Raw genomic sequence first — 24,414 nt, forward strand, 5'->3', positions numbered from 1 at the left:
CCCTGGCGTCCGTTGCTGGAACCCCGCTGGAGCACGGCTTCGAGCGGCCGTCCAGGCGTCGTCGAGGTGCCGCTGTCACGGTGAAGGGCGCCGTCGGCGCGCTCTTCGCCCTTCACCTCGCCTTCCGCGAAAGGAACCCCATGCCGCAGCCCACCGCAGAGGTCACGCACACGCTCCAGGTGGCCGCCGACCCGCGGACCGTATTCGACCTGATCGCCGAGGTCACCGAGGCGCCCCGCCACTTCAGCGCGCACCTGCACGCCGAGTACCTGGAGCGCGGCGAGACCCAGGACGTCTTCCAGCGCTGGTCGGTGGAGCGCGACCAGGAGACGATCCGTACCTGGACCGCGCGGCGCCGGCTCGACCGCGAGGCCCTGACCATCACGTTCGAGCACGAGACGCCGAAGCCGCCGGTGTCCTCGATGCGCGGCGAATGGAAGCTGACGCCCCAGGCGGACGGCACCACCTCCGTGGAGATCAGCCACCACTTCTCCGTGGTGGGCGACGACCCGGAGACCCTGAAGTGGGCCTCGGCGGGCCTGGACCGCAATGTGCAGGGGCAGCTGGAGCAGACGAAGGCGATCGCGGAACGCTGGGCGGAACTCCAGGAACTGACCCTGGAGCACGAGGAGAGCCTGCTGGTGCACGGTTCGCTCGATGACGTCTACGGCTTCCTCTACGAGGCCGGCGCCTGGCCGGAGCGGCTGCCGCACATCGCCGCGACCGAGGTGAAGGAGGAGGCTCCCGGCCTGCAGATCGTCGACATGACGGTCGAGGGGCGGGACGGCATCGCGCAGCGCACCCGGTCGGCGCGCGTGTGCGTGCCCGGCAAGCTGATCGTCCACAAGCAGGTGCTCGGTCTGCCGCCGCTGCTCGATGTGATGCTCGGCTCCTGCGACTTCGCCGAGACGGCGGACGGCGTCCTGGTCACGGCCCGTCAGACGATCGTGATCAAGGAGTCGGCCATCGAGGAGAAGCTGGGCGCCGGCGCCACGGTCGCCGACGCTCGCGTCCACCTCACGAAGGTGCTTCAGGACGGTGTCCTCAGCAGCGTCCGGCACGCCAAGGCGTACGCCGAGGAGCGCGCGTCGGCGACCGTCTGATCCCGGCCGCCCGGGGGCGGGCGGTCCGCGCAGGCGCCCGGCCGGGGTTTCCCGGCCGGGCCTTCCGCGTGGGCGGGGACCTTCCGGGTGGCGTCCGTGAACACAACACGAGGCCGCCCGCACGATGTGCGGGCGGCCTCGGTGTCTGTGTCTGTGTCCGTCTGCCGTGTTCAGGCCGCGCTGTCGACCGACTCCGCGTCTCCGTAGACGACGTTGACGGCGTGCCGCGAGGAGACGCCGGCCGAGTCGGCGAGGGCAGCGCGGCGGTGGCGCACGGCGGGCGCGCTGCGCGCAGCGCCCAGGGCGTCGGCGTCCCGCCACCAGGACAGGGCGCGGACCCGGTCCCCATCGGCCCGGTCGGCCAGCAGCAGCCAGAACCGGAAGCCGTCCTGGCGGCGCAGCGTGGAGCCGAGCGCCACGACCCGCCGGCGGAAGTCGGCGGCGTCGCGCACGGTGTACGTCTCCACGTCCACCTCCCAGGACCCGTACTCGGAGGGGTGGCCCTCGGGGATGCGGGGCTCCGCATGGGCGGCGTTGCGCATCAGGGCGGGTGCCGGAGTGGTGCGCAGCGGCTCGGCGGCGGACACCGATGCCCCGTCGCGCCACCATTCGACGCCCAGTCGCTCGCCCGTACCGACGGCCTGCAGCAGCTGGTGCCGCAGGAAGCCGTCCTGGTGGCGGAACGCGGCGACCGAGGTGTCGTACGCGGGGGGTACATCACCGGGGCCGGACCCGGTCGGGAACTCGGTGACGACGATGACCACGTCGTCGAGCGGGTTGGCTGAGTCGGCCACGGTGGCCCACCTCCAGGTCGGTGTTCGGGGTCAGGCCGCGGAGGCCGCGATCTCCTCGGCGGTGGCGGCACGGTTCCAGGCGAGGTGCGCGGCACGCTCGGGGCGGACCTCGGCGGCCGCCTTGACGGCGGTGAACTCCTTGCTCTCCTGCACCGCGAGGTACGCCTCTTCGGACCACCACCAGGTGGTCGCGGTGTAGGCGCCGGGGCGGACGAGGGAGCGGCTGAGGTCGGAGTAGCCGAACCCGTACTGCGCCTTAACGAAGTCCGCGTACGCCTGGTAGGTGCCCTCGAACTCGGCGGCATCGGCCTCGGTCGTGAGGTGCTCGATGACGATGATCGGGCTCGTGAACTCGGACCGGTCGCCGGCGGTCTCGGTCGCGTTGATCCGCAGGACGTTGTTGGACGGGTCCGCGGTCACGTCGACGAGCTCGTGGAACTCCTTGGCGTGCGCCTGGAACGTCTCGCTGCGCAGGACGTTCTGGAAGGCCTCGGGCGCCAGCCACCAACCGAGGTTGACGTAGACGCCGGGCCGCTCGACGAGGCGGACGGCCTGGTGGGAACCGAATCCCTCCTGGCGGCGCATCCACTCGACGTGGTCCAGGAAGCGGCGCTCGAACTCCTTGTCCTGAGCCGGGTCCTTGAGGGTGAAGGTGTTGATGACGGTGAAGAGCTTGCTGAAGTCCAGCTCCTCATCGGGCTTGCCGGCCATGACTGCCGCCTTTCGCACGCTGCTGTCTGCGGAGAGGCAACGGTCGCGCCGAACCCTTGAAACCGCCTCAAGGGGCGGTGGACACAGGGGGTCCACCGCCCCTTGAGGGGCTCACGAGCGATCTGCGGCAGGCTCGGCCGAAGGGCCCTCAGTCACGCCCCGCGTGGGCGGCGAGTCCGGCCACGACGACGTCGAGGCCGAAGTCGAAGCGTTCGTCGGCGTCACCGGCCATCAACGTGCCGGCGAGGGCCACGAGGTGCGGGAACCGCTCGGGAGGGAGCGAGGCGAAGTACGCCTCCATCTGATCGCGCTCCGCGCCTTCGTCCCCGCCTTCGTCCCCGCCTTCACCCTCGCCTTCGCCCTCGACCGAGGAATGGGAGTCCCCCCGGCCATGGCTTTCCTCAAGGATGCACGCCGAGACGTAGTTGCCGATCACGTCGGCCCCGTAGGCCGCGGCACGGTCGGACAGCCCGCCGGCCCGCAGGATGCCGAGCATCCCTTCCAGGACCATGATCGCGCTGGGTCCGACCGGGATCTGGCCGAGTGCGATACGGGCCATGTCGCGGTGGGCGAGCATCGCCCGCCGGGAGTCCCGGCAGAACTCCTTGATCTGCTCCTGCCAGCGCTCCGGGTCGGGCGCGGCCGGCAGCACCTCGCCCGACACCCGGTCGAAGAGGAGGGCGAGCAGCTCCTCCTTGTTCGCCACGTGTGCGTACAGGGAGGCGGCCCCGGTGCCCAGTTCCTGGGCGACCCTTCGCATGCTCAGCGCGTCGAGCCCCTCCTTGTCGACCAGGGCCAGTGCCGCGTCGACGATCGCCTCGCGGCTGAGCGGCTGGCGCACCTGCACCTTCTTGGCGGGGCGGGCCCACGGCAGGGGCGGCAGGTCCGCGGCGTCGCGGGGTGCCTGCTGGGTCTTCGTCATTCTTCGCCACCTCCTTCATCTCGCGTTTCGAACATCGTACTTGACGCGAACGCCGTTCGCCAGTAAAACAGTGTTCGTGAACGAACGCCGTTCGTGACCAGAACACCGTTCCTGAGATTGTTTTCCGTCCTTCTCCGCCCTGCCCGTCCGAAGGGGTCCGTCATGACCACCGCCCTCAGCCGGCCCGAACCGGCCGCCGAAAGCCCCGCTCCCACCTCGGCCCTGCGCCGCTGGCTGATCCTTTTCGTCGTCCTGTCGGCTGACTTCATGGATCTGCTCGACGGCTCGATCGTCAATGTGGCGATGCCGTCCATCCGCGACGACCTGGGCGGTGACTTCGCGTCCTTCCAGTGGATCTCCGCGGGTTACATGCTGTCCTTCGCGGTCCTGCTGATCAGTGGCGGACGCCTCGGCGACGTCTTCGGACGCAAGCGGATGTTCCTCACCGGTGTCGCCGGATTCACCGTGCTGTCACTGGTGTGCGGGCTCGCCACCTCGACCGAGATGCTGATCGCGGGCCGAGTGCTGCAGGGGGCCTTCGCGGCGGTGATGGTGCCGCAGGTCATCGGCATCATCCGGTCGGCCTTCCCGGCCAAGGAGACCGCCGCCGCGTTCGCGGCCGTCGGCCCCTTCATGGGACTCGCCGCGGCGAGCGGGCCGGTGCTGGGCGGCGTACTGATCAACGCCGACCTCTTCGGTCTCGGCTGGCGCACGATCTTCCTGGTCAACATCCCGCTCGGACTGCTCGCCCTGGGCGCCGCGTCCGCGCTGCTCCCCGAGTCGCGTTCCGCCAAGGCCTCCCGTCTGGACTGGACCGGCATGGTGCTGGTCTCGACCGCCGTACTGCTGCTCGTCTACCCGCTGGTGCAGGGCCGTGAGCAGGGCTGGCCGACCTGGATGTTCGGGATGATGCTCGCCTCCGTGCCGGCGTTCGGGCTCTTCGCCTGGCAGCAGTACCGCAAGCAGGCCGCGAACGGCTCGCCGCTCATCGTCACGAGCCTGCTGCGCAAGCGGCCCTTCGTGGCCGGCATCGCCGTGGCCGTGCTGTTCTACTGCGCCATGGCCGGATACTTCCTCATCTTCACGCTCTACATGCAGATCGGGCTCGGCTACTCGGCCATCCGCACCGGCCTGACCACCGTGCCCTGGGCCGTCGGCATCGTCGTCGGCGCGGGAATCGGCGGCGGCTTCCTCTCCGGGAAGATCGGCCGCAAGGTCATCCACATCGGTCTCGTCATCAAGTCCATCGGTGTCCTCGGCATCCTGTGGGTCATCAGCCACTACGGCACCGACGTCACCTCCCTCCAGATCAGCCTCCCGATCTGGGTCTGCGGCGTGGGCATGGGCTTCGTCGTCGCCCCGCTGTTCGACATCATCCTGGCCGGTGTGGACGACACCGAGGTCGGTTCCGCCTCCGGTCTGCTGAGCGCCACCCAGCAGCTGGGCAGCGCCGTCGGTGTGGCCATCCTGGGCACCGTCTTCTTCGGCCTCCTCGGCGGTGCTTCGGGTCCCGCGGCGGACTCGGTCACCCCCGCCCTGCGCCACGAACTGACCGCGGCTCAGGTGACCGCCACCGACCAGGACCGGCTCCTCGGGGACTTCCGCTCCTGCCTGCACGACAGCACCACCTCGGAGGACGAGAAGGCGACCCCCGCCAGCTGCGGCAGCCTCGAGAACACCGCACGCCAGGTCGTCACCTCGGGTGAGGCCGGGCAGCAGGTGGGCAAGGCGATCAGCGAGTCGGCGTCCACCGCCAGCAAGGTGGCGTTCACCCACTCGATCAAGTGGGTGGCCTGGATCACGGTCGGCCTCTTCGGCGCCACGTTCCTGCTGGCCTTCCTGCTTCCGCTGCGGGCCAGGGACGAGGACGAGATCCTGGAACTCGTGGCGACCGGAAGCCACTGACCGGCGCGAGCGCCCGTACGACGGACGGCCGGCGGAGAACCTCTCCGCCGGCCGTCCGTCATGTGCTGCCGGCCCCTCCGGTGCCCGGCGCCCCCAGGTCACCGATTGCGGGTCCAGCCCGTGAACAGGGCGGTAGACAAGGTCGCGTCCAGGGTCTCCAGGACCGCCGGGGGCTGGGTGCCGTCCGGGATCGTCAGGGACAGGGTCGCGGAGCGGGCGGTCATCGAGACGGGGACCACTCGCCAGGCCTCGGGCAGGCAGGAGACGAGGCGTACGGCCGTGGTCTCCGGGGCCGCCGAGGTCGGCGCGTCGTCGGTCATGCTGATGCTGATCGTCAGGGTGGGCATCCCGGGCTCCTCGGGTCTCAGGCCTCAGTGGGCGGTCGGTACGGGTGCCTCGGCCGGGGCCGTCAGGGGCAGGTAGGGCAGGACCGCCGTGCGGGGCGCGGTCAGGGCGGCCAGCACGCCGGCCGAACCGGTGGCCAGGTCCGTGGACAGGCGCAGCAGGTGGTCGCCCAGGAAGCCGGTGGCCGTGTCGTCGTTCTCGTGGGCCACCGCGAAGGGTTCGAGGCCGGAGCGCAGGTCGGCGATGGCCCGGGCGGTGGCCGCGGACCCGTCGTCGGTGCAGGTGAGGGCGGCCAGGGCGCCCGCGCGGCCGGTGAACAGGCCGCAGGCGGGGTGGAACTGCGAGGTGAGGTCGGTCAGCAGGGCGTCGTGGACGGCGGTGAGGTACGGGTCCCGGTGCGCGGCGAGGTAGTGGTGGACGGCGATGGCCTGTCCGGCTCCGCCGTGGGCGAGCTGGACCCGGTGCCAGGGGGTGGGCAGTGGCTGCCGGGACAGTTCGAGGTCGTGTACGAGGGCCACGCGGGCGGCGTCGTCGCGGCCGGCGGCGAGCAGGAGCAGGGCTTCGCCGCTGGCGCCGCGCAACAGACCGGGGCGTTCTTCCAGAGTGGGGCTGTTGGCGAGGGCGGCCGCGAGTTCGCGCGCGGCCGTCTCCTCGCCGAGGTGCAGCAGGGCCAGGCCGACGCCCGCGATGCCGCCGGAGAGGCTGCGGTCGGGGCTGCCGTCGCGCAGGGTGGCGGTGGACAGCAGGCAGTGGGCGCGGTCGAGGACGGCGGCGGCCTCGTCGGTGCGGCCGAAGTCGTGCAGGACGCAGGCGATGCCGGCGAGCCCGTCGTAGAGGCCCGGGCGCGGGGTGGTGACCGATCGGGCCGCGGCCGAGAGCCAGTCGAGGTGCTGGTCGGGTACGGGGATTCCCGCGCCGCGCAGGGCCCACAGGACTCCGGCCGCTCCATTGGCGATGTTCAGGCCGCCGTCGGTGTACAGGAACTGGTCGGCGTCTCCGGGGAAGAGGCGGTCGGCGCGTTCGGGGGTGGCGCAGGTGAGGATGCCGTTCGCGATGCGCCCGGGGGTGGCCAGCGGGCCGGTGGCGGGGACCGGGGGGTGGCCGAGATCGGCGCGGACCTGGTCGGCGTAGCTCTCGGGGAGCGGGAAGAAGGCGGTGATCTGGGCGAGCAGGTCCTCGCAGCGGTGGCGGGTGAAGGACATCACCGGGGTCAGCGGCAGGAACAGGCTCAGGCGCAGGCAGCCCAGGGCGTAGCGGTCGACGGCGGTGCCGGTGGTGCCGGCGGGGGCGCAGAATCCGGGGGCGCCGATGGCCTGGCCGGTGTGGCCGTCGATGGGGAGGGTGGTCTCCAGGTCGATGAAGGCGATGCTGCCGTCGGGGCGGATCAGGACGTTGTTGGGGTGCAGGTCGCCGAAGACCAGCCCGCGTTGGTGCATGGCGGTGACGGCGGCCTCGATGCGGTCGAGGACGTCCAGGGCCCAGGCGGTGTACTCGGCCACGGGCATGGCGGTGTCGCGGGCGGTGACCGGGTGGAGCAGCGGGTTGCGCTCGGCGGTCTCCTTGGTCAGGGCGTTGCCGTCGACGAACTCCCGGGTCAGGAACCAGTGTTCGGCGCCGCGGCGCCAGTCCAGGACCCGCGGGAACCAGGGCAGTCCGTCGAGGGCCGCCATCGCGTCGTGCTCGCGGCGCAGGCGTTCCACGGCGTCGGCGCCGGCATCGTCGAGGCCGGCGTGCGGGCGGCCCTCCTTGACGAGGACCTCCTGGCCGTCGCGGGTGTCGGTGGCGCGGTAGACGCCGCCGCCGTTGGAGAAGTGCAGCGCCTGCGTGATCTTGAAGGGGAAGTCGCCGAGGGAGCCGCCGCGGTTGCGTTCGGCCAGGGCCCGCACCACGCAGGGCGGCAGGACCAGCCAGGCCGGCGGGCGGAAGGAGGGGCCGCGCACGTCGGGGACCAGATTGCCGTCGGGGTCCTCGATGCAGGGCACGGGGGCGCCGTTCGGGCCGGGGCCCAGCTTCAGCTTGAAGCCCCCGTAGCGGACGTAGAGGGGGCCCGCGCCCCAGCGCAGGTCGCTGAGGACGGCCGGTCCCGGGCGGCCCTCGAGGAGGGCGTCGAGCTCGACCAGTACGGTCTCCAGCTCCGCCTCGTCGCGCGGGTAGAGGGTGATGAACTTGCCGCTGCTGCCCCGGTCCCCGTACTTGCTGTTGCGCAGCATCAGCATCGAGGGGCTGGTGAGGAACTTGAAGAGCAGGGAGCGGGAGGTGCAGTACTCGCGCACGATGTCGAGGACCTCGGGGGCCGTCCCGGTGGTGGCCGACACGTGGATCTTCCACCCCTGGCCGGGCAGTTCGAGTCCCGGAGGGGTCAGGACCGTCCACTCCCCCATCGGCTCACGGGTCCACCCGGCAGGGGCGTCGGCGGTGGCCAGTGGGAAGGCGTCGGCGCCGGTGATGGCGGCGGGACGGTCGTAGAAGGGGGTGCCGGGCGGGCAGTGGGCTACGTGTCGCAGGGACATGGCGGTCCTCCGGGGGCGGCGTGCGGGAGAAGTCAGGGGAGCAGCGGGCCGAGGTAGGAGACGGCGAACCACTTCCACAGTGGGTGGTGGCCGGCCTGGACCTCGGCGATGCCGGTGCGGTCCGCCCCGTTCGGTGCGGGCGTGGCGGTGGTGCGGTGCAGCGGGTACGCCGTCATGGCCAGCCAGGGGTGCTCACTGGCGACCGGCAGCATGGCGGTCAGCGGGGCCAGGGTGTCGTGTCCGGTGGGCTCGCCGAGGCGGGCCGTTCCCGTCTCGGGGCGGGAGAAGAGGCCGGAGCGGCGCAGGGTGACCGTCGTGCCCTCGGTGAGTTCGAAGCCGGCGCCGCCCTGGGGGACGAGGAGGCTGAGGCTGCCGTCGCGCTCGGTGGTGTAGCCGGCCGAGACGGTGGCGGGGATCTGTACGAGGGTGGCGGCCAGGGCGAGTCCGACGGCGGCGAGCACCCCGGCGGCGGCGATGCGGGCGGGGCGGGCTCCGGCCTGTACGGCTTCGCGGACCAGGGTGGCCGCGCCCTTGCCGAGGCGCCAGAGCAGGTAGCCGAGCGCGCAGACCATCATGCAGGAGCCGGCGATGCCCAGGCGCTGCAGGATCCCGGACCACAGGGTCAGGGCGGTGGAGACGAGGTACAGCGGGAAGAGCAGGCAGGCGATGCCGTACGGGACGGACCAGCCGCGGCCGGGCAGTTCGCGCTGGTAGCCGCGGCCGCCGAGGAGCACCCGGGCGATGGCGCGGCGGGCGTCGGTCATGGCCTTCTCCCGCAGGTGGGAGATGTCCAGGTGACTCATGAGGGCGATGTAGCCGTCGAGCTTGACCAGCGGGAGCAGGTTGACCAGGCAGGTCATGTAGTTGACGAGGGCCACCAGCAGCAGGGTGTCGCGGGCCGGTCCGGCGGGGACCGCGAGGGCCACGAGGGCGGCGGTCCCGGCGGCCACGGCCTGGATGCCGATGCCGGCGAGGGCGACCTGGACGCGCTGGCGGGGGCTCGGCAGCCGCCAGCCGTCGGAGACGTCGCAGAAGAAGGCCGGCGACATGTAGAAGAGCATGAAGCCCATCCGGCTGGGCGTGCCGCCGTGATGGGTGAGGACCGCTCCGTGGGCCACTTCGTGGACGGCGGTGGTGAGGACCACGCCGAGCATCACGGTGGCGTACGCCCACAGGGGCATCGGGCGGGACAGGGCGTCGCCGAGGGCGGCTCCGCAGGCGGCGAGGACCAGTACGCCCAGGAGGGCGACGGCCGCGGCCGAGGCGAGGACGGCGCGGTGGCCGAGCGGGCGGACCAGCGGGGCGATGGCGCGGAGCATCCGCTCCGGCTTCAGCAGCGTGAACTGGATGGTCAGCGGGCCCGCGAAGCGGATCCGGGCCGGCTTCCTCACGGGCGTGCCGTCCTCCAGGAGGTCGGAGTCGGCGAGGCTGCGCACCGCGCGGTCGATGTGGCCGGGGGTCCAGGGGGAGCCGAGTTCGGCGGCGAGCTGGTCGTGGTCACGGCTGCCGTCGAGCAGGCGCACCAGGCGGGCCAGGTCCTCGCCGGTACGGAAGTGCTTGTGCTCCCCGCGCTGGATCACCCAGGGGGCGTCTTCGGTGAGCGGTTCGCGCACGGCCACGTCCTCGGCGGTGCGGGGCCGCTCCAGATCGGGTGCGGTGGCAGTCTTGGCGGGCATGGTGGAAGCACCTCGGATCAGGGGGGCGGGCGGGGGGTGTCCGGTGGGTCGGGGCCGGACGGGCCGTGGCCGGGTGGGCCTGGGTGGCCGGACACCCGCTAGGCGATGTCGCGGGTGCGGACGAGGTGCCGGCCGGCGACGAGGGCCGCGACGAGCCAGGCGGCGATGACCGCGTACGCCCAGGGGAGCGAGAGCAGGTCCGGCTTCACGTCCCGGTAGACGGAGCTCATCGCGATGGTGAGGAGGTACTTGGCGACTCCCGGGACCAGCCGCTGCAGGCCCGGGTCGACGAGCAGGGTGAGGCCGATCAGGGTGGCCACGGCGCCGGTCTGGTTGCGCACGATCCAGCCGATGAGGGCGCCCCAGGGGGCGGCCAGGGTGCAGCAGGCGAAGACGCCGAGCAGGATCAGGGCGGTCTCGCCGTCGGCGGCGGCCTCCAGGCCGAAGGGCAGCGGGCCGAGGTAGACGCTCACGGCGCCGAGGGCGGCGGCGACCAGGCCGAAGGCGGCGCCCGCGGCGGTGGCGACGGCGAGCTTCGCGCCGAAGAGGCGGGAGCGGGAGCCGGCCAGGAGCGCGGAGCGGACCATGGTGCCGGAGGCGTAGTCGCGGGTGACGTGGACGGCGCCGAAGACGCCGGCCAGCAGGAACATCATCATCCAGGAACGGGCTACGTCCTGGCCGACGGCCAGGGAGGTGGATCCCGCGGCGATGGCCTTCTCGCCCCCGGAGACGTATCCGAAGGTGGTGATCAGGCACAGCCAGGCACCCGCGAGCGGCAGGGACCACCAGGCGCGGCCGGTCAGTGCCTTGCGGGCTTCGCCGGCAATGAGGTTACGCACGGGAGTAGTTCCTTTCCGGGGTACGGGTGCCGGCGCCGCCGGTGTCGGCGCTGCCGGTGTCTGCGCTGCGGCCGGCCGCGGCGGCTGCCGGGTCGACCAGCTCGAAGAAGCGGTCCTCCAGGCGCGTGGCGCCGTGGCCGGTGAGGTCGTCGAGGGTGCCGGCGTAGCGCAGGGAGTGCTGCATGATCACGACGTCGTCGACGGTCTGTTCCAGCTCGGCGAGCTGGTGGCTGGAGACGAGGACGGTGCGGCCGCCGAGGGCCAGGGTGCGCAGCGTGGCGCGCAGCCAGCGGATGCCGTCCGGGTCGAGGCCGTTGGCCGGCTCGTCGAGGATCAGGATCTCCGGGTCGGCGAGGAGCGCGGTGGCCAGGGCCAGGCGCTGGCGCATGCCGGTGGAGCAGCCCTTGACCGGGCGGTCGGCGGCGTAGTCGAGGCCCGTGTACTCCATGACCTCGTCGGCGCGGGTGGCGGGCAGGCCCAGCACGGTGCACCAGATGCGCAGTTCGCCGCGGACGGTGGCGCCGGGGACGCCGCCCATGCCGTCCATGCTCACTCCGATGCGGTGGGCCGCGTCGGGGAGTTCCGCGTACGGCTTGCCGAGGACGGTGGCGGTGCCGGCGGTCGGGGTGGCGAGGCCCAGCAGCATCCGCAGGGTGGTGGTCTTGCCGGCGCCGTTGCGGCCCAGGAGACCGGTGACGCGGCCGGCGCGGATGTCCACGGTCAGGGCGTCGACGGCGCGCACGCCCTTGTACGTCTTGGTGAGACCGTTCAACGAGACGGCCGGGTCGCTGCTGCTCATCGCTGCCGCGTCCTTTCCGCGTAGTCCGGGTGATCCGGATGTGGGTGGGTGGTTCAGTGGTGCCGAGGGCCGGGCCCCGGCCGGGGGTTTCCCGGCCGGGCCCGGTCCGCATCGATCCCTTTCAGGCGCCGCTCACTTGCGAGCGGGGTCGCCCGGGCGGGATCAGGTGGCGATGGTGACCGTGGAGATCGCGATGCCGATGGAGACGCCCTCCCAGAAACCGGGGGCCTCGAGGACCTCGAGCTCCTGCAGGCCCAGCTCCAGGCCGTCCTGCGCGGCGACCGCGGCGTCGTCGAACTTCAGCTCGCTCATGCTGTTCTCCTTCTGAGTGGTGACGGTGCGTGAGGTGTAGTGCGGGTGGTGCAGGTGGTTCGGGGGTGGATCAGGTGGCGATGGTGACCGTGGAGATCGCGATGCCGATGGAGACGCCCTCCCAGAAACCGGGGGCCTCGAGGACCTCGAGCTCCTGCAGGCCCAGCTCCAGGCCGTCCTGCGCGGCGACCGCGGCGTTGTCGAACTTCTGCTCGCTCATGGCTGTTCTCCTTCTGTGTGGTGGGTGGGTCGTGCTGGTGCGACGGGCTGGATCAGGTGGCGACGATCGAGACGATCGAGATGCCGACGACGACTCCGCCGGTCGTCCACCAGCCCGGGGCCTCCATGACCTCGAGCTCCTGCAGACCGAGCTCCAGGTGGTTCACATCGGCCGCGACGTTCTGGGACGCGTTGTCCATGACGACTTCCTTTCCTGAGGGATGAGCGATGAGTAGTGCGGGTGGGGCGGGCGGTGCGCTGATCCGGGAAGGATCAGGTCATGACCACCGAGACGAGGGAGATGCCGACGACGACGCCACCGGTCGTCCACCAGCCCGGGGCCTCCATGACCTCGAGCTCCTGCAGACCGAGCTCCAGGTGGTTCACATCGGCGGCGACGTTCTGAGACGTGTTGTCCATGACGGCTTCCTTTTCTTGAGAGACGGGTGGTGCGGTCCCCGCGCCGGGTCGGCGCGGAAGTCTGTGGGTGCGGCGTGGAGGATCAGGCCGCTTCGGTGAGCAGGGCGTTGACATCGGCCGCGCGCAGGCCGCCCAGCATCGGGAGTCCCGCGCCCCAGGCCCGTACGGTCTTGCGGGCCACCGCGTCGAGCAGGTGCGGGGTGACGGCGATGTCGCGGGCGATGCCCCAGCGGTCCATCAGGGCGGTGATGCCTGCTACCGGCTCGGCGGGCAGCGGGTCGCCGCTGCTGTCGGCCGAGCGGAGCAGTTCCCAGATCCCCCGTAGACGGGCGGCGGAGCCGAGCCGGGTGTCACCGGCGAGCACGGCCCGCCACAGGGCCGGCAGGATGGCCGCGACGGCGGTCATCTTGCGGATGCCCAGGGCGCTGGAGAGTTCGTTGGCGATCATCCAGCCCTCGGTGCTGAACAGGTCCCGGCCGTAGCAGAGCCAGGTGGACTGGGTCAGCCCGCTCAGCCGTGCCAGGTCGGTGCGCAGCGTGGCGTCGGGGGCCTGTCCGTCGGCCAGTTGCCGGGCCAGTGCTCCGCCGAGGCGGACCAGCTGGGTGGCGGCGGTCTGGGCGAGGGCGTCCTCGACGGCGCGGTCGGTCAGGTTGCCGACGTAGGGGCCGACGGTGCGGAACACCGCTTCGAGGGCTCCTTCGATCAACAGCTCGCCGGGCAGGGTCTCGGTGGCGGCCGGGTCGATCAGGGCCGCGTCGGGGGCGAGGGCGTCGCTCATGACGAGCCGTTTGCCGCTGTTGTGCGGCAGGCAGGCGACCCGGCTGAGCTCGGATCCGGTGCCGACCGTGGTGGGTACGGCCAGCAGCGGGCGGGTGCGGCGGGTGCGCGGATCCAGGGTGAGCAGTCCGCTGCGGCCGGTGGTGCGCAGGGCCGCGCGGACCCGCTCGTCCTCGTGGGCGACGGCCAGCAGCTTGGCCCGGTCGAGGAGGGCTCCGCCGCCGATGACGGCGATGAGGCCGGCGTGGGCGGTGGCGCGGGCCAGGGCGAGGATCTCGTCCGGTCCTCCGTCTCCGTCGGGGACGACGGTGAGGACGGTGTGTCCCGCCCGGTCCAGTTCCGCGGTCACCAGGGCGGTGATACGGGCTTTCGCGACGGCCGGGTCGAGGAGCAGGGCGGTGACGGGGCTCCCGTCTGCCGGACGGGCGTCGGCGAAGCCGGCCAGCCAGTCGCCGAGCCCTTCGGGGCCGATGAGCAGCCGGGTGGAACCGGACCAGGCGATGTTCACCGCAGTCCTCCCGCGAAGGTCTCGACGCCCGTGCGGACGGCTTCCACGAGTGCGTCGATCTCGGCGTCCGTCGCGGTGAGCGGCGGCATGATCTGGATGCCGTGGACGCCGGCGTGGACGATGGCGCCCGCCGCGCGGATGGCGGCGATCTGGTCGAGGACCCGGGCCTGCGGCAGTGGTTCGCCGCCCGCGGTGCGGATCCGCAGGGAGCGGAAGAGGCCGATGCCGTCGTTGGCTTCGAAGAGGGGGTGTCGGGTGACGAGCCGGTCCAGGTGGGCGCCGAGGGTCTCGGCGGCGCGCCGGCCCTGGGCGACCGCGTCCAGGCGGCGCATCTCCTCGATGGTGGCGATGATCGCGGCGCAGGTGACGGGGGTGCCGGCCTGGGTCTCGCCGTGGGTGAGGGTGGCATCGGCTTCGCGGAAGGCGTCGGCGATCGTCCGGGAGACGATGACGGCGGCGGCCGCGCAGGTGCCGTTGGTCAGCCCCTTGGAGGTGACCAGCAGGTCGGGGCGTTCGCGCCACCGCTGGGAGGCGAACATCGATCCGGTGCGGCCGAATCCGGTGGCCACCTCGTCGGCGGCGATGAGGAATCCGTGTTCCGCGCGGAGCCGGAACAGGGTCTGGAGGTACTCGTCCGTGAGGGGGACGGCCCCGCTGCCGAGGACGGGTTCGACGACCACGGCGGCGATCTGTGAGCCCTGGACCCGCATCAGCTTCTCGATGTCGGCGGGGTCGTTGGGGGTGACGTGGCGCACCAGGCGCTGGTCGACCCCGTAGACCTGCTGGCCGAGGTTCTCGCCGGTGAGGGCGAAGCCGCCGAAGGTCAGGCCGTGGTAGCTGCCGCGCAGTCCCACGATGATCTTCCGCTTCTCGGCGCCGCGCAGGGCGTGGTAGTGCCGGGCGGTCTTCATGACCAGGTCGTTGGCGGCTCCTCCGGAGGTGGAGAAGAGGACCCGGGCGAAGTGGTCGGTTCCGCAGAGCTCCACCAGGGCCTCGGCGGCGCGCCGGGCGTAGGTGTGTTCGTAGCGGAACACGCTGAGGTAGGAGGCGTCCAGGAGGGCCTGGTGGCAGGCCTCGGCGATGTGCCGGTTGCCGTGGCCGAGGTTGGCGTTCCACAGGCCCGAGTCGCCGTCGAGGAGTTCGCTTCCGTCGGCGAACCGTACGTACATCCCCTCGGCGGAGACGGCGCAGATGCTGTCGTCGCCGTGGGCGGAGGGCGGCAGGAGCGAGGTCCACAGGGCGGGGTGGTCCGGCTGCTCGCCCTGGTCGTGGGCCGCGAGGTCGTGGAGGGCGGTGGTCATCACAGGGCCTCGGTTTCCAGGAGGACGTCGTGGTGGCGGCCGCCGCCCGGGATGGGCGTGGTGGAGCGGATGGCGAAGCCGGCGGCTTCGAGCTCGGCGACCAGCAGGGGTGCGGGCATCACGCCGATGGTGGTGGTCGCGACGTGTACGGGGCCTTCGGCCGGCGGGTCCGCGGGGATGACGGTGACCGTGCGGGAGCTGTTGCCCGAGGTCCACTGTTCGATCATCCGGTAGGAGCGGCCGGTGATCTCGCCGGGGGCGAGGATCTCGCTCTCGTCGGTGCCGTCGTCGGCCGCGTCGACCTCGACGGTGGTGAGGAGGAACCTGCCGCCGGGCGCCAGGTGTTCCCGTACGCACCGGTAGAGGCCGGGTCGGGCCTCCGCCGGGAGCAGGGAGATGGAGGTGGTACCGAGGACGACGGCGCCGAAGCGGCGGCCGAGCGAGAAGTCGCTCATGTCGGCCTGGACGGGGGTGCAGCGGCCTTGGAGGGAGGCCGGGGTGGCGGCGAGGCGCTCCCGGAGCAGTCCGATCATGTGGCCGGAGAGTTCGAGGGCGGTGACCTCGCGGCCGAGGGCCAGGAAGGGGAAGGTCAGGCGGCCGGAGCCGGCGGCGAGGTCGAGGACCGGGCCGGGTACGCGGCGCAGGGTGGAGAGGAGTTCGCGGACCTCGTGCGGGGTGGTGCCGGCGATGTCGTGGTAGACGGGGGCGCCGGCCTCGTCGTAGAGGTCGCACAGGACGGCCCGGTCGCCCAGTTCGGCGACGGCCTCGGCGGCGCGGCCGGTGAGGCCGGTGCCCGCGGCGGCGGGGCTGAGCAGCATGGCACCCATCAGTTGGTCGCTCCTTCCGTGGCGTCGGGGGTGGTGGTGCGGGGGGCGGCGGACTCGGTCAGGGGCAGTCCGATGCCGGAGAAGTAGGCGGCGACGGCGTCGACGGTGGCCGGGTCGGCGTAGTCGGCGGCGGCCTGGGCGGAGCCGGTGACCAGGAGGGCTTCGGCGGCCTGGGCGGCGTCGGGGGACAGGGCGATGGTGCGGCGGTCCCCGGGGTCGTGGATCAGGGCCTGCTCCTCGTTGAAGAGCAGGACGGGGCTGTCGCCGGAGGCGTCCTGGGGGTCGGCGACCTCGGCGAGGGCGGGGACGAGGCGGCCGCCGAAGCCGGAGACGCGGGGGTGTTCCAGGCCTCGGGTGACGGCTTCGCGGATGGCGCCGACGGCGGCCAGGTAGCGGGCGATCCAGGGGCGGGCGGCGAGCTGTTCGCGGCGCAGGTCCTCGTCGAGTACGCCGGCCAGTGCGCCGGCGGAGTCCTCCCAGGCCCGGTGCAGTTCGGCCGCCGGGGTGCCGACGGGGCCGAGCGGGGCGGCGCCGGGGGCGACGCTGACGGCGCCGTCGGCGGCGACGTAGAGGCGCAGCGACGGGCCGTCGCCGCGGCCGTTGCCGCCGAGGGCTCCGAGGTCGGCGAGCTGGACCGAGGGGTGGGTCAGGAACTCGGAGAACGCGCCGTCCCGCAGGGCCCGGTCGGCGTCCTCCAGGAAGGCCTGGAAGTCGGCTTCCTCGACGATGCGGACCAGGGTCGGGCCCAGGACGGAGAGGTAGGGGGTGATCGAGTAGGCCTGGACCTGGAGGTAGAAGTCGGGGTGCAGGCCGGCTTCCGCGCCGGGTTCGCCCAGCGAGCCCTGCCAGACGATGACCTGGGCGCCGGTGGCCTCGTGGGGCTGCGGCTCGGCGGTCGGCTCGTCACCGGGGACGAGGACGACGGTGCCGGGGCCGGCCACTCCGCTGCCCAGCAGGGCGTCGAGGTGGGCGGCGTCCTCCAGGACGACCGTCGCGGTGAACGGCGGGCGGGGGGCGAGTGCGGCCAGGGGGCGTCCGGTGCCCCACTGCAAGGCGTGGGCCTTGACCGAAGTGAGTGTCATGAACATGCCTAACGTGAGCTTGGGAGGGGACACGGGACGTGAGCGGGACGCGGGCGCCGCACTGCGCGGAGCGGAAGCGGTGCGGGAAGCGGTGCAGGATGCGGTGCGGGAAGCGGATCGGCCGGGGATCGGCCGGGGATCGGCCGGCCGGCCGGAAGTCGTGGGGCGGCAGGGAGCCGCCGGGATCAGGAGGCGAGTCCGAGGACCGTGAGCAGGGTGCGCAGTTCGCGGCTCGCGGCCTGGGCGCCGTAGAGCTGGGCCACACCGGTGACGTTGAGGACGATCTCGTCGGCGCCCGCCTCACGGAAGGCTTCGAGCTTGGCGAGGAGTTCGTCCGGCCCTCCGTAGAGGAAGGCGTCGCCGGCGACCAGTGCCGCGCCCCGCGCGCTCTCGTCGTCCGCTTCCGAACCCGAGGGGGCCGGGAGTTCGACGCCACCGCGCCTGAGCATGTCCTGGTAGTGCGGTGCCTTCAGGTGGTGCCGGTTGGAGGCGAGGGCGAGGCGTACGGGGTCACGGTCGGGCGCCGCCAGGGCGATCGGCACCATGGCCACCACCTTGGGCGCCGGCCGGTCCGCGCTCTCGGCGCTCTTGCGGACCTCGGGCACGATCGTCTCCGCCAGGTAGCGGGCGGGGGTGAGCCAGCAGATCGCCGCGTCGGCCACCTCGCCGGCCACTCGCGCCATTCCGGGCCGCAGGACACCGAGTCCGATCTCGACGGGCGGTCCGGGCACCGGGGGAAGCAGCGCCTCCTGGTGCACGTACTCCCCCGCCAGGACCGTGTCCGTACCGTCGAGGGCGGCGCGTACGGCGGTCAGGTACTGGCGGGCGGCGGTGAGGGGGCTGCGGTACGGGGCGCCGAGCAGCGCCTTCTGTACCGCGGGGGCTCCCGGGCCGTATCCGGCCAGGACCGGCTGTCCCGTCATCAGCGAGAGGGAACGTGCCTGGAGGGCGGCCTCCGTGGGATGGCGCAGCGGCATCAGGGTCACTCCGAGCCCGGCGGGGACCCGGAACCCGGCGCCGGCGGCGTGGGCGAAGGCCTGGTGGGTCTCGGTGACCAGGCTCTGTCCCTGCCAGAGACGTTCGGCCCCGGTCCAGTGGACGAGCCCGGCGAAGGGCAGGACCTGCTCGGGGCGGCTCGGGACGAAGGGGACGAGCACCGAGTAGGCGGTCATCGGACTTTCTCTCCTTGTGCTCGGGGGCCGGGAGTTCGTTTCCCGGGAGCCGGTCGATTGAAGATCAAGAATTATGAAGATCGAATATCGTGGAGGTCGTCCGGATTCGAATTCCCGGGGAAGAAGATCATTTGGATGACCTTTCCCTTCAGGGACCGGAGGCCGGCCCTCAGTCCCAGTTGAAGGTGTCGCGGCCCGGGATGACCACGCAGACGTCGGGGAGCGGGAGACCGGCGGGAATCGGCAGGCAGACCTGGCTGGAGGGGGCGGGAGCCGGAGCGGGAGAAGGGACCGGAGCGTCAGCGTTCGCAGTGCCGGCACCCACCAGGCCGAGAAGGGCGGCGGCGGCGAGAGTGACGGTGAGGCGCTTCATCATGGTGGTTCCCCCTCGTGTGCGGTCCGGCCCGGATCCGGCGTATTTCCAGCCCGGCTCCGGTGGCCTCCGGTTTTATCTCCCGGCGGCTCCTTGTGACCACAACTCTGCCGTTCGAAAACCCTTCGTTCGAGGGCTGTGGCGCGCAGCTTGCTGCGCTGCCCGAGGGCACTTACTGCACCGGTCCGGCACCGGCCCGGCGCCGGCCGCCTCCGAAGCCCACAAGCGGAATGGATCATTGCCGTAGCCTCAACCCGGGGTAACAGGTAGATCTAGGCCATCTAGTGACAGGCTGCTGCGTTGGGGGGAATCCATGGCGGAACCGGATCTGGCGTTTCTCGACATCGATCCGGAGGATGAACGCTTCTACCGTGTCCTGCTCAGGAGCGGCGGCGCCGGACCCGAACAGCTCGTGCGTCACGCCGACTTGGACGAGGAAGCGGTGCACGTCCTCCAGGAACGGGCCACGGGTCTCGGCCTCGCGGCGATGACCGACGGGCTGCTGCGCCCGGTCAGTCCGGCCATGGCCGTGCAGCACCTCATCGAAGCCCGGCTGACCCGGATCCGGCAGGACCTGGAGAGCAAGGCGGCCGCGGACGCGATCGTGGCCTCGCTGCTCGCGGAGCGGGACGTCTCGACGGCCTCGGACGCCATCGCGGGAGCCGACCGGCCGCCGATGGAGCGTCTGGTGGGCATCGAACAGGTACGGGCCGCCATCGACGAGCTGACCTTCTTCAGCCGCTCGGAGGGCATGACCACCTGGCCCTCGGGGGTGATGCGGCCGGAGACCATCGAGACCAGCCGGCCCGCCGACGCCCGCATCCTGCGGCGCGGAATCCGGATGCGCAGCCTGTTCGGGGCGGCGGCGCTGGACGATCCGGCCACGATGGCGTACCTGCGGGAGCTGGCCGGCAAGGGCGCGGAGGTACGGATCTCCCGCCTCGACCTCGAGCGCATCCTCATCTTCGACCGGGCGGCGGCGCTGACGCCGATCGACCCGTCGAACAGCAGCCGGGGAGCGCTCCTGACCCGTGAACCGGGTCTGGTCACCACGCTGGTGTCGCTCTTCGAGCGGATGTGGGCGCAGGCCCGGGAAATACCGGCTCCGGCCGACGAGGACGGGCCGGCCGTCTCGGGCGAGCGCCCGACCGAGCTGGAGCGCCGGATCCTGGAGTCGCTGTGCACCGCCGACAAGGACGAGAACGGGGCGCGGGACGTGGGGATCTCGGTGCGGACGTACCGCAAGTACGTGGCGACGCTGATGCACCGGCTGGATGCCTCGAACCGGTTCCATGCGGCGCTACTGGCGCGGGAGCGCGGGTGGATCTGAGCCGGGCGGCCGCGGCCCGGTGAGCACGCGGTCCGCGGGCCCGCGGCGGGCGGGCATGCGGTCCGCGGGCGTGCGGGCGGGCATGCGGTCCCCGGCGGGGGTGTCGCCCCGCCGCGGACCGCGCTTAAGAAGGCCACGGTTACGAGCGCGACCGCTGGAGCGCACGGGCGCAGGAGAGCACACCGACGGCGAGCACGCCCATGACCACGTACCGGGTCGTGCCGTCGAACAGGACGGTGGACGAGGCCAGGAGGGCGATCAGCAGACCGGTCGTCAGGGCGAGCGGGTTCTTCTGGGTCTGGGCCATGGTGGTGGCTCCTTCGGAAGTGGGGATGGCCATTCCACTCTGACAGCGCCGACCCGGCGTCCGGAGCCAGTACGGGTGCAGCATCCTGCACGGCGCCTCGCAGCATGCTGCGCGCCCGAACGGGAGCCGCTGGCCGTGCCGCTGACGCCGCGGCAGCCGGATCTCGCCACATTCCGTTCCGGCGCCCCGCACGGATCGCGCCACGGGCACCCGGGCGCCGCACCGCCCCGGAGGCGGTTCCGGCGCCCTTCCGGTTCCGGAATTCCGGCCCCCCGGCGGACGGCGACGGGCACCGGACAATCCCGTGCACGCCCCCGCGTACTCACCCTTCGACGCGGGACCGATCGCACCGTTTTGCCCTGAACTCCGGGCCCACACCTGGAAGTACGGACTCCTCGAGGAGTCACGTCCCGGCAGCCGGCGGCTCGGTCGGCGCTCGCTTTTTGCTCGACAAACAAAACGAACGTCCTATATTTTAATCCTCGACGACGCCGCCCAGCGCGCGGACACGTTCCGGTCTGCACGCGACGTTCCTGGGGAGAACTAGGTGCTCAATACATATCGATCCGGCCATGCCACCGTGCCCGCGAACACCGTCCGGACACGACAGCCGTTACGGCTGGCCGTCCTGACGGAGTCGCCGCCCGCGCCCATAGTGCTGGACTCCGTCATTCCGCGACGCTACGTGCACAAGGCAGCTCAGGCCGAAGTCCTGCTGTCGGACTGGCGGAAGGTGGACGAGGACACGTTCGTCGTCGCCGCGCAGTGGCCCCGCGCCCATGCCTTCTACAGCAGCGACGACGGGCTGTACGATCCGCTGCTGCTCGCCGAAACCGTTCGCCAGACCATTCCGCTGCTCTCCCACGTCGCCTACGACGTACCGTTCGGGCACCACCTGATCTGGGAGTTCTTCAGCTACGAGGTGGACACCGCGGCCCTCGTGGTCGGGGCCACCCCGGCCGATGTCGAACTGCGCATCGCCTGCCACGACATCACCCGCCGCAGGAATGGGCTGTCCGCGCTGACCATGCAGGTCGCCGTCATCCGTGACGGCGCCACGCTGGGCACCGCCACGGCGCGGTTCACCAGCAACGCGCCGGCGATCTACCGGCGTCTGCGCGCCGGCAGTTCCGATCCCGCCGAGGCGATCGCCCGTGCCATCGCCGTCCCGCCGCCCGTCGTACCCGTACGGGCCGGCCGCGACCGTTTCCTGGACGTGGTGCTGTCCCCGGCCGACGAGCCGTACCGCTGGCAGCTGCGGACCGACACGGACCACCCGGTGCTGTTCGACCACCCGGTCGACCACGCCCCCGGCATGCTGCTCCTCGAAGCGGTGCGCCAGGCCATGCACGCCATCAGCTATCCGCGGCGCGGCGTCCTCGTGGGCCTCGACACCGTCTTCACCCGGTACGCGGAACTCGACGCCCCCTGCTGGATCGAGGCCACGGACATCCGCGAGGATGCCTCCGGCCGGACGACCGCACGGGTCACGGCCCTCCAGCACGACCAGGTCCTGTTCACCGCGGTGGCCACCAGTGAGCCCAGACCGAGCGCCGTCGGCGTGCACGACCGGTCCGCCTAGCGGGCCCGTGCGGGAGGTGGGCGCGAGGTACGCGCCCGGCCAGCCGCGAAGGGGTGCACAGGTGGTCCGCGCAGGGGAAGGATCACCTGTTTTTCCCAGTTGGATGCGGCAGGAGTGCTCCGCGCTCCGTCCACTCCGTTATCCGAGAGGAAGCCGCACTCATGCGCGTTGAGATCTGGTCGGACATCACCTGCCCGTGGTGCTACGTCGCCCAGGCCCGCTTCGAAAAGGCCCTGGCAGCCTTCCCGCACCGGGAGGAGGTGGAGGTGGTGCACCGGTCCTTCGAGCTGGAGCCCGGGCGTGCCAAGGGCGATGTCGAGCCCATCGTCAAGGTGTTCATGAGGGGCAAGGGCTGGACCGAGTCCCAGGCACTGGCCAACGAGAAGAACCTCACCCGGCAGTCCGCGGGCGAGGGGCTCCCGTATGTCATGGGCCGGGACCACGGCGGCACCTTCGACATCCACCGGCTGCTGCACTTCGCCAAGGCCCAGGGCCGCCAGCACGAGCTGGTGAAGCTCCTGTACCGGGCGAACTTCGCCGAGGAGACCTCCGTCTTCGACGACGAGCGGCTGGTGGCGCTCGCCGTCGAGGCGGGTCTCGACGCCGGCGCGGCCCGGGCGGTCCTCGCCGATCCCGCGGCCTACGCCGCCGACGTACGGGCCGACGAGCGCGAGGCCGCGGAACTGGGCGCGCAGGGCGTGCCGTTCTTCGTGCTCGACCGCAAGATCGGCGTCTCCGGCGCCCAGCCCGCCGAGGCCTTCACCCGGGCCCTCGCCCAGGCGTGGGAGAGCCGGCCGCCGCTGCAGGTGGTCGGGGCCGGTACGGGTGCCCACGTCTGCGGTCCGGACGGCTGCCCGGTACCGCACTGAGCCGGGGGCGCCGGGGGGCGCCTTCCCGCCCGTGGCCCGCCGCGAACATCCAGCGGCGGGCCACGGGCGGGAAGGCGCCCCTTTCGCTTGTCCGGCGGCGGGAGGACAACGGTGGGCGCCATGTCCCGGTCGTCCCGTGGGGGTGACGACGGCACATGGCGCCCGGTCCGCGGTGGGGCAGGCCGCAGGTGGCGGCCGGAGGCCGGATCAGCCGATCGCGTGCTGCGGCTCCTTGTCCGCGGCTTCGGTGGCGCTCTCCACGGCGGCGGTCGCCGCGGGGTTGTCCTTCTTCAGGGCGAGCGCGAGGATGCCGCCCAGGACCAGCAGCCCCGCACCGATCAGACCGGCGAGCTGCAGGCCGTCGAGGATGTCGCTCTTGGCGGCCTCGGCGTAGGTGCCGGAGAAGGTGGAGTTGGCGATGGCGACGAGCACGGCGAGGCCGACCGCGCCGCCGATCTGCTGCGAGGTGGAGGCCATGGCGCCGGCCACGCCCTGCTCCTCGGCGGTGACGCCGGAGCTGGCGGAGGCGAAGACGGAGACGAAGACGAGTCCGCCGCCGATGCCCCACACGATGGAGCCGGGCAGCAGGGCGTAGAAGGATCCGCCGGTGGACATCCCGAGGATGGTCAGCGCGATGCCGATGCCGTTGACGACCATGCCGGTCGACAGGGTGGCGCGCATGCCGAAGCGCTCCATGAACTTCGGGGCGAGCTTGCCGGCGCCGATGATCGACACCAGGGTCAGCGGCAGGAAGGCGAGGCCGGCCTGGATCGGGCTGTAGCCGAGGACGGGCTGCACGTAGGTGGTGAAGACGTAGTACGCACCCGCGAGGGCCGTCTGGAAGACGAAGAGCACGGACATGGCGACGACGAGCGGACGGTTCTTCAGCAGCCGCAGCGGCATCAGGGGGTTGCGCGTCTTGGATTCGGTGATGAAGAAGGCGATCAGCAGCACCGCGCCGAGGACGAGCGCGCCGAGGGTGAGGCTGTCGCCCCAGCCCTTCTCCGGGCCGGTGACCAGGCCGGTCACGATCGCGGAGACACCGACGGTGGACAGCAGCGCCGCGGGCAGGTCGAAGCCGCTGGAGAAGTTGGCGGGACCGTCCGGGCGGATGGCCTTCGGGGCGGGGATGAGGATGATCAGGGCGAGCGGGATGTTGATGAAGAACACCCAGCGCCAGGACGCCAGGTCGGTCAGCACGCCGCCGAGCAGCGCGCCGGCCGCGAGGCCGAGCGAGCCGGCGGAGCCCCAGACAGCGAAGGCCTTGTTGCGCTGGGCGCCCTCGAAGGAGGTGGCGATCAGGGCGAGGACGGCCGGGAAGAGGAGCGCGCCGCCGAGGCCCTGGACGAGGCGGGCGGCGATCAGGAGGCCCTGGTTCGTGGCGAAACCGCCGGCGAGCGAGGCGACGGCGTAGAAGCCCAGGCCGGCGATGAGCAGGCGGCGGGCGCCGAGCCGGTCGACCGCGCGGCCGCCGAAGAGCAGCAGACCGCCGAAGGCCACGGCGTAGGCGGAGACGACCCACTGGAGGGACTGGGCGGAGAAGCCCAGGTCCTCGCCGATGTCGGGCAGGGCCACGTAGACGATGTTGTAGTCCACGCTGATGATGAATTGTGAGAAGGCCAGCAGGAACAGGACGAGTGCCGTCCTCTTCTTGGCCGGCGTTGCCGTGGTCATAAGGGAACTCCTAGATTTGACAGTGCGTCACGTTGTGGAGAGGGGCGCCTGTGGGTG

General features: G+C 72.0%; 25 protein-coding genes. 5 read left to right on the forward strand and 20 right to left on the reverse strand.

Features of this window, described 5'->3' with window-relative positions; all coding sequences use genetic code 11:
* The first annotated feature begins 140 nt into the window (after nucleotides 1-140).
* Nucleotides 141-1,103 (forward strand): aromatase/cyclase, encoded by a 963-nt coding sequence (locus OG389_RS35910; RefSeq protein WP_328304462.1) that lies wholly within the window; start codon nucleotides 141-143, stop codon nucleotides 1,101-1,103.
* A gap of 170 nt (nucleotides 1,104-1,273) precedes the next feature.
* On the opposite strand, the gene OG389_RS35915 is transcribed toward OG389_RS35910, so the two are convergent.
* The 3 genes from OG389_RS35915 to OG389_RS35925 all read right to left on the reverse strand — a co-directional run bounded on the left by OG389_RS35915 (nucleotide 1,274) and on the right by OG389_RS35925 (nucleotide 3,530).
* Entirely contained in the window at nucleotides 1,274-1,897 is a 624-nt protein-coding gene (locus OG389_RS35915) for an antibiotic biosynthesis monooxygenase family protein (protein ID WP_328304464.1), read from the reverse strand.
* Between the two features lie 30 nt (nucleotides 1,898-1,927).
* Complete coding sequence (locus tag OG389_RS35920; RefSeq protein ID WP_328304466.1) at nucleotides 1,928-2,608, reverse strand: antibiotic biosynthesis monooxygenase family protein; 681 nt, start codon at nucleotides 2,606-2,608, stop codon at nucleotides 1,928-1,930.
* Between the two features lie 148 nt (nucleotides 2,609-2,756).
* Entirely contained in the window at nucleotides 2,757-3,530 is a 774-nt protein-coding gene (locus OG389_RS35925; protein ID WP_328304468.1) for a TetR/AcrR family transcriptional regulator, read from the reverse strand.
* Nucleotides 3,531-3,692: 162 nt separating this feature from the next.
* Here OG389_RS35925 and OG389_RS35930 point away from each other — a divergent pair, with 162 nt between their 5' ends.
* Nucleotides 3,693-5,435, forward strand: a complete 1,743-nt coding sequence (locus tag OG389_RS35930) for an MFS transporter (protein WP_328304470.1) — start codon at nucleotides 3,693-3,695, stop codon at nucleotides 5,433-5,435.
* A 98-nt stretch (nucleotides 5,436-5,533) separates the two neighbouring features.
* On the opposite strand, the gene OG389_RS35935 is transcribed toward OG389_RS35930, so the two are convergent.
* From OG389_RS35935 to OG389_RS36005, 15 genes are all read right to left on the reverse strand, one after another.
* Nucleotides 5,534-5,782 carry a hypothetical protein gene (locus tag OG389_RS35935; RefSeq protein ID WP_328304472.1) on the reverse strand — a complete coding sequence of 83 codons (249 nt, stop codon included), beginning with the start codon at nucleotides 5,780-5,782 and terminating at the stop codon, nucleotides 5,534-5,536.
* 24 nt (nucleotides 5,783-5,806) lie between these two features.
* Nucleotides 5,807-8,290 carry a class III lanthionine synthetase LanKC gene (lanKC, locus tag OG389_RS35940; RefSeq protein ID WP_328304474.1) on the reverse strand — a complete coding sequence of 828 codons (2,484 nt, stop codon included), beginning with the start codon at nucleotides 8,288-8,290 and terminating at the stop codon, nucleotides 5,807-5,809.
* Nucleotides 8,291-8,322: 32 nt separating this feature from the next.
* Complete coding sequence (mpaP, locus tag OG389_RS35945) at nucleotides 8,323-9,966, reverse strand: daptide biosynthesis intramembrane metalloprotease (protein ID WP_328304476.1); 1,644 nt, start codon at nucleotides 9,964-9,966, stop codon at nucleotides 8,323-8,325.
* Nucleotides 9,967-10,064: 98 nt separating this feature from the next.
* Entirely contained in the window at nucleotides 10,065-10,805 is a 741-nt protein-coding gene (locus tag OG389_RS35950) for an ABC transporter permease (protein ID WP_328304478.1), read from the reverse strand.
* Nucleotides 10,798-11,604 carry an ABC transporter ATP-binding protein gene (locus OG389_RS35955; protein WP_328304480.1) on the reverse strand — a complete coding sequence of 269 codons (807 nt, stop codon included), beginning with the start codon at nucleotides 11,602-11,604 and terminating at the stop codon, nucleotides 10,798-10,800. The genes OG389_RS35950 and OG389_RS35955 overlap by 8 nt, the downstream gene beginning before the upstream one ends.
* 162 nt (nucleotides 11,605-11,766) lie before the next feature.
* Nucleotides 11,767-11,916, reverse strand: coding sequence for a daptide-type RiPP (locus OG389_RS35960; RefSeq protein WP_328304482.1), 150 nt, complete (start codon nucleotides 11,914-11,916; stop codon nucleotides 11,767-11,769).
* Between the two features lie 70 nt (nucleotides 11,917-11,986).
* The gene (locus tag OG389_RS35965) at nucleotides 11,987-12,136 is read right to left on the reverse strand and encodes a daptide-type RiPP (RefSeq protein ID WP_328304484.1); all 150 of its coding nucleotides are present in this window, start codon (nucleotides 12,134-12,136) and stop codon (nucleotides 11,987-11,989) included.
* Between the two features lie 52 nt (nucleotides 12,137-12,188).
* Nucleotides 12,189-12,335 carry a daptide-type RiPP gene (locus tag OG389_RS35970; protein ID WP_328304486.1) on the reverse strand — a complete coding sequence of 49 codons (147 nt, stop codon included), beginning with the start codon at nucleotides 12,333-12,335 and terminating at the stop codon, nucleotides 12,189-12,191.
* Between the two features lie 73 nt (nucleotides 12,336-12,408).
* Nucleotides 12,409-12,555 carry a daptide-type RiPP gene (locus OG389_RS35975; protein WP_328304488.1) on the reverse strand — a complete coding sequence of 49 codons (147 nt, stop codon included), beginning with the start codon at nucleotides 12,553-12,555 and terminating at the stop codon, nucleotides 12,409-12,411.
* An 82-nt stretch (nucleotides 12,556-12,637) separates the two neighbouring features.
* Nucleotides 12,638-13,840, reverse strand: a complete 1,203-nt coding sequence (gene mpaC, locus OG389_RS35980) for a daptide-type RiPP biosynthesis dehydogenase (protein ID WP_328304490.1) — start codon at nucleotides 13,838-13,840, stop codon at nucleotides 12,638-12,640.
* A complete protein-coding gene (gene mpaD, locus OG389_RS35985) occupies nucleotides 13,837-15,141 on the reverse strand; it encodes a daptide-type RiPP biosynthesis aminotransferase (RefSeq protein ID WP_328304492.1) in 1,305 nt (434 codons plus the stop codon). Before mpaD ends, mpaC begins: the two co-directional genes overlap by 4 nt.
* Complete coding sequence (gene mpaM / locus OG389_RS35990; RefSeq protein ID WP_328304494.1) at nucleotides 15,141-15,968, reverse strand: daptide-type RiPP biosynthesis methyltransferase; 828 nt, start codon at nucleotides 15,966-15,968, stop codon at nucleotides 15,141-15,143. The genes mpaD and mpaM overlap by 1 nt, the downstream gene beginning before the upstream one ends.
* Nucleotides 15,968-17,050 (reverse strand): daptide biosynthesis RiPP recognition protein, encoded by a 1,083-nt coding sequence (gene mpaB, locus OG389_RS35995; protein WP_328304496.1) that lies wholly within the window; start codon nucleotides 17,048-17,050, stop codon nucleotides 15,968-15,970. Before mpaB ends, mpaM begins: the two co-directional genes overlap by 1 nt.
* 185 nt (nucleotides 17,051-17,235) lie before the next feature.
* The gene (locus OG389_RS36000; RefSeq protein WP_328304498.1) at nucleotides 17,236-18,222 is read right to left on the reverse strand and encodes an LLM class flavin-dependent oxidoreductase; all 987 of its coding nucleotides are present in this window, start codon (nucleotides 18,220-18,222) and stop codon (nucleotides 17,236-17,238) included.
* Nucleotides 18,223-18,391: 169 nt separating this feature from the next.
* A complete protein-coding gene (locus tag OG389_RS36005) occupies nucleotides 18,392-18,598 on the reverse strand; it encodes a hypothetical protein (protein ID WP_328304500.1) in 207 nt (68 codons plus the stop codon).
* Between the two features lie 310 nt (nucleotides 18,599-18,908).
* On the opposite strand from OG389_RS36005, the gene OG389_RS36010 reads away from it, so the two are divergent.
* Nucleotides 18,909-19,925 (forward strand): helix-turn-helix transcriptional regulator, encoded by a 1,017-nt coding sequence (locus OG389_RS36010; protein WP_328304502.1) that lies wholly within the window; start codon nucleotides 18,909-18,911, stop codon nucleotides 19,923-19,925.
* Between the two features lie 139 nt (nucleotides 19,926-20,064).
* Here OG389_RS36010 and OG389_RS36015 read toward each other — a convergent pair whose 3' ends face one another.
* Nucleotides 20,065-20,232: a hypothetical protein gene (locus OG389_RS36015; RefSeq protein ID WP_328304503.1), complete on the reverse strand. Its 168-nt coding sequence runs from the start codon at nucleotides 20,230-20,232 to the stop codon at nucleotides 20,065-20,067.
* A 580-nt stretch (nucleotides 20,233-20,812) separates the two neighbouring features.
* Between OG389_RS36015 and OG389_RS36020 the strand changes: the two genes are divergently transcribed.
* On the forward strand, nucleotides 20,813-21,814 hold the full coding sequence (locus OG389_RS36020; RefSeq protein WP_328304504.1) for a ScbA/BarX family gamma-butyrolactone biosynthesis protein: 1,002 nt from the start codon (nucleotides 20,813-20,815) through the stop codon (nucleotides 21,812-21,814).
* Nucleotides 21,815-21,975: 161 nt separating this feature from the next.
* Nucleotides 21,976-22,683 (forward strand): DsbA family oxidoreductase, encoded by a 708-nt coding sequence (locus OG389_RS36025; RefSeq protein ID WP_328304506.1) that lies wholly within the window; start codon nucleotides 21,976-21,978, stop codon nucleotides 22,681-22,683.
* Nucleotides 22,684-22,890: 207 nt separating this feature from the next.
* On the opposite strand, the gene OG389_RS36030 is transcribed toward OG389_RS36025, so the two are convergent.
* Nucleotides 22,891-24,357, reverse strand: coding sequence for an MFS transporter (locus tag OG389_RS36030; RefSeq protein ID WP_328304508.1), 1,467 nt, complete (start codon nucleotides 24,355-24,357; stop codon nucleotides 22,891-22,893).
* Between the last annotated feature and the right edge of the window lie 57 nt (nucleotides 24,358-24,414).

Origin of the sequence: Streptomyces sp. NBC_00435 (genome assembly GCF_036014235.1) — a bacterium.
Lineage (GTDB): Bacteria > Actinomycetota > Actinomycetes > Streptomycetales > Streptomycetaceae > Streptomyces.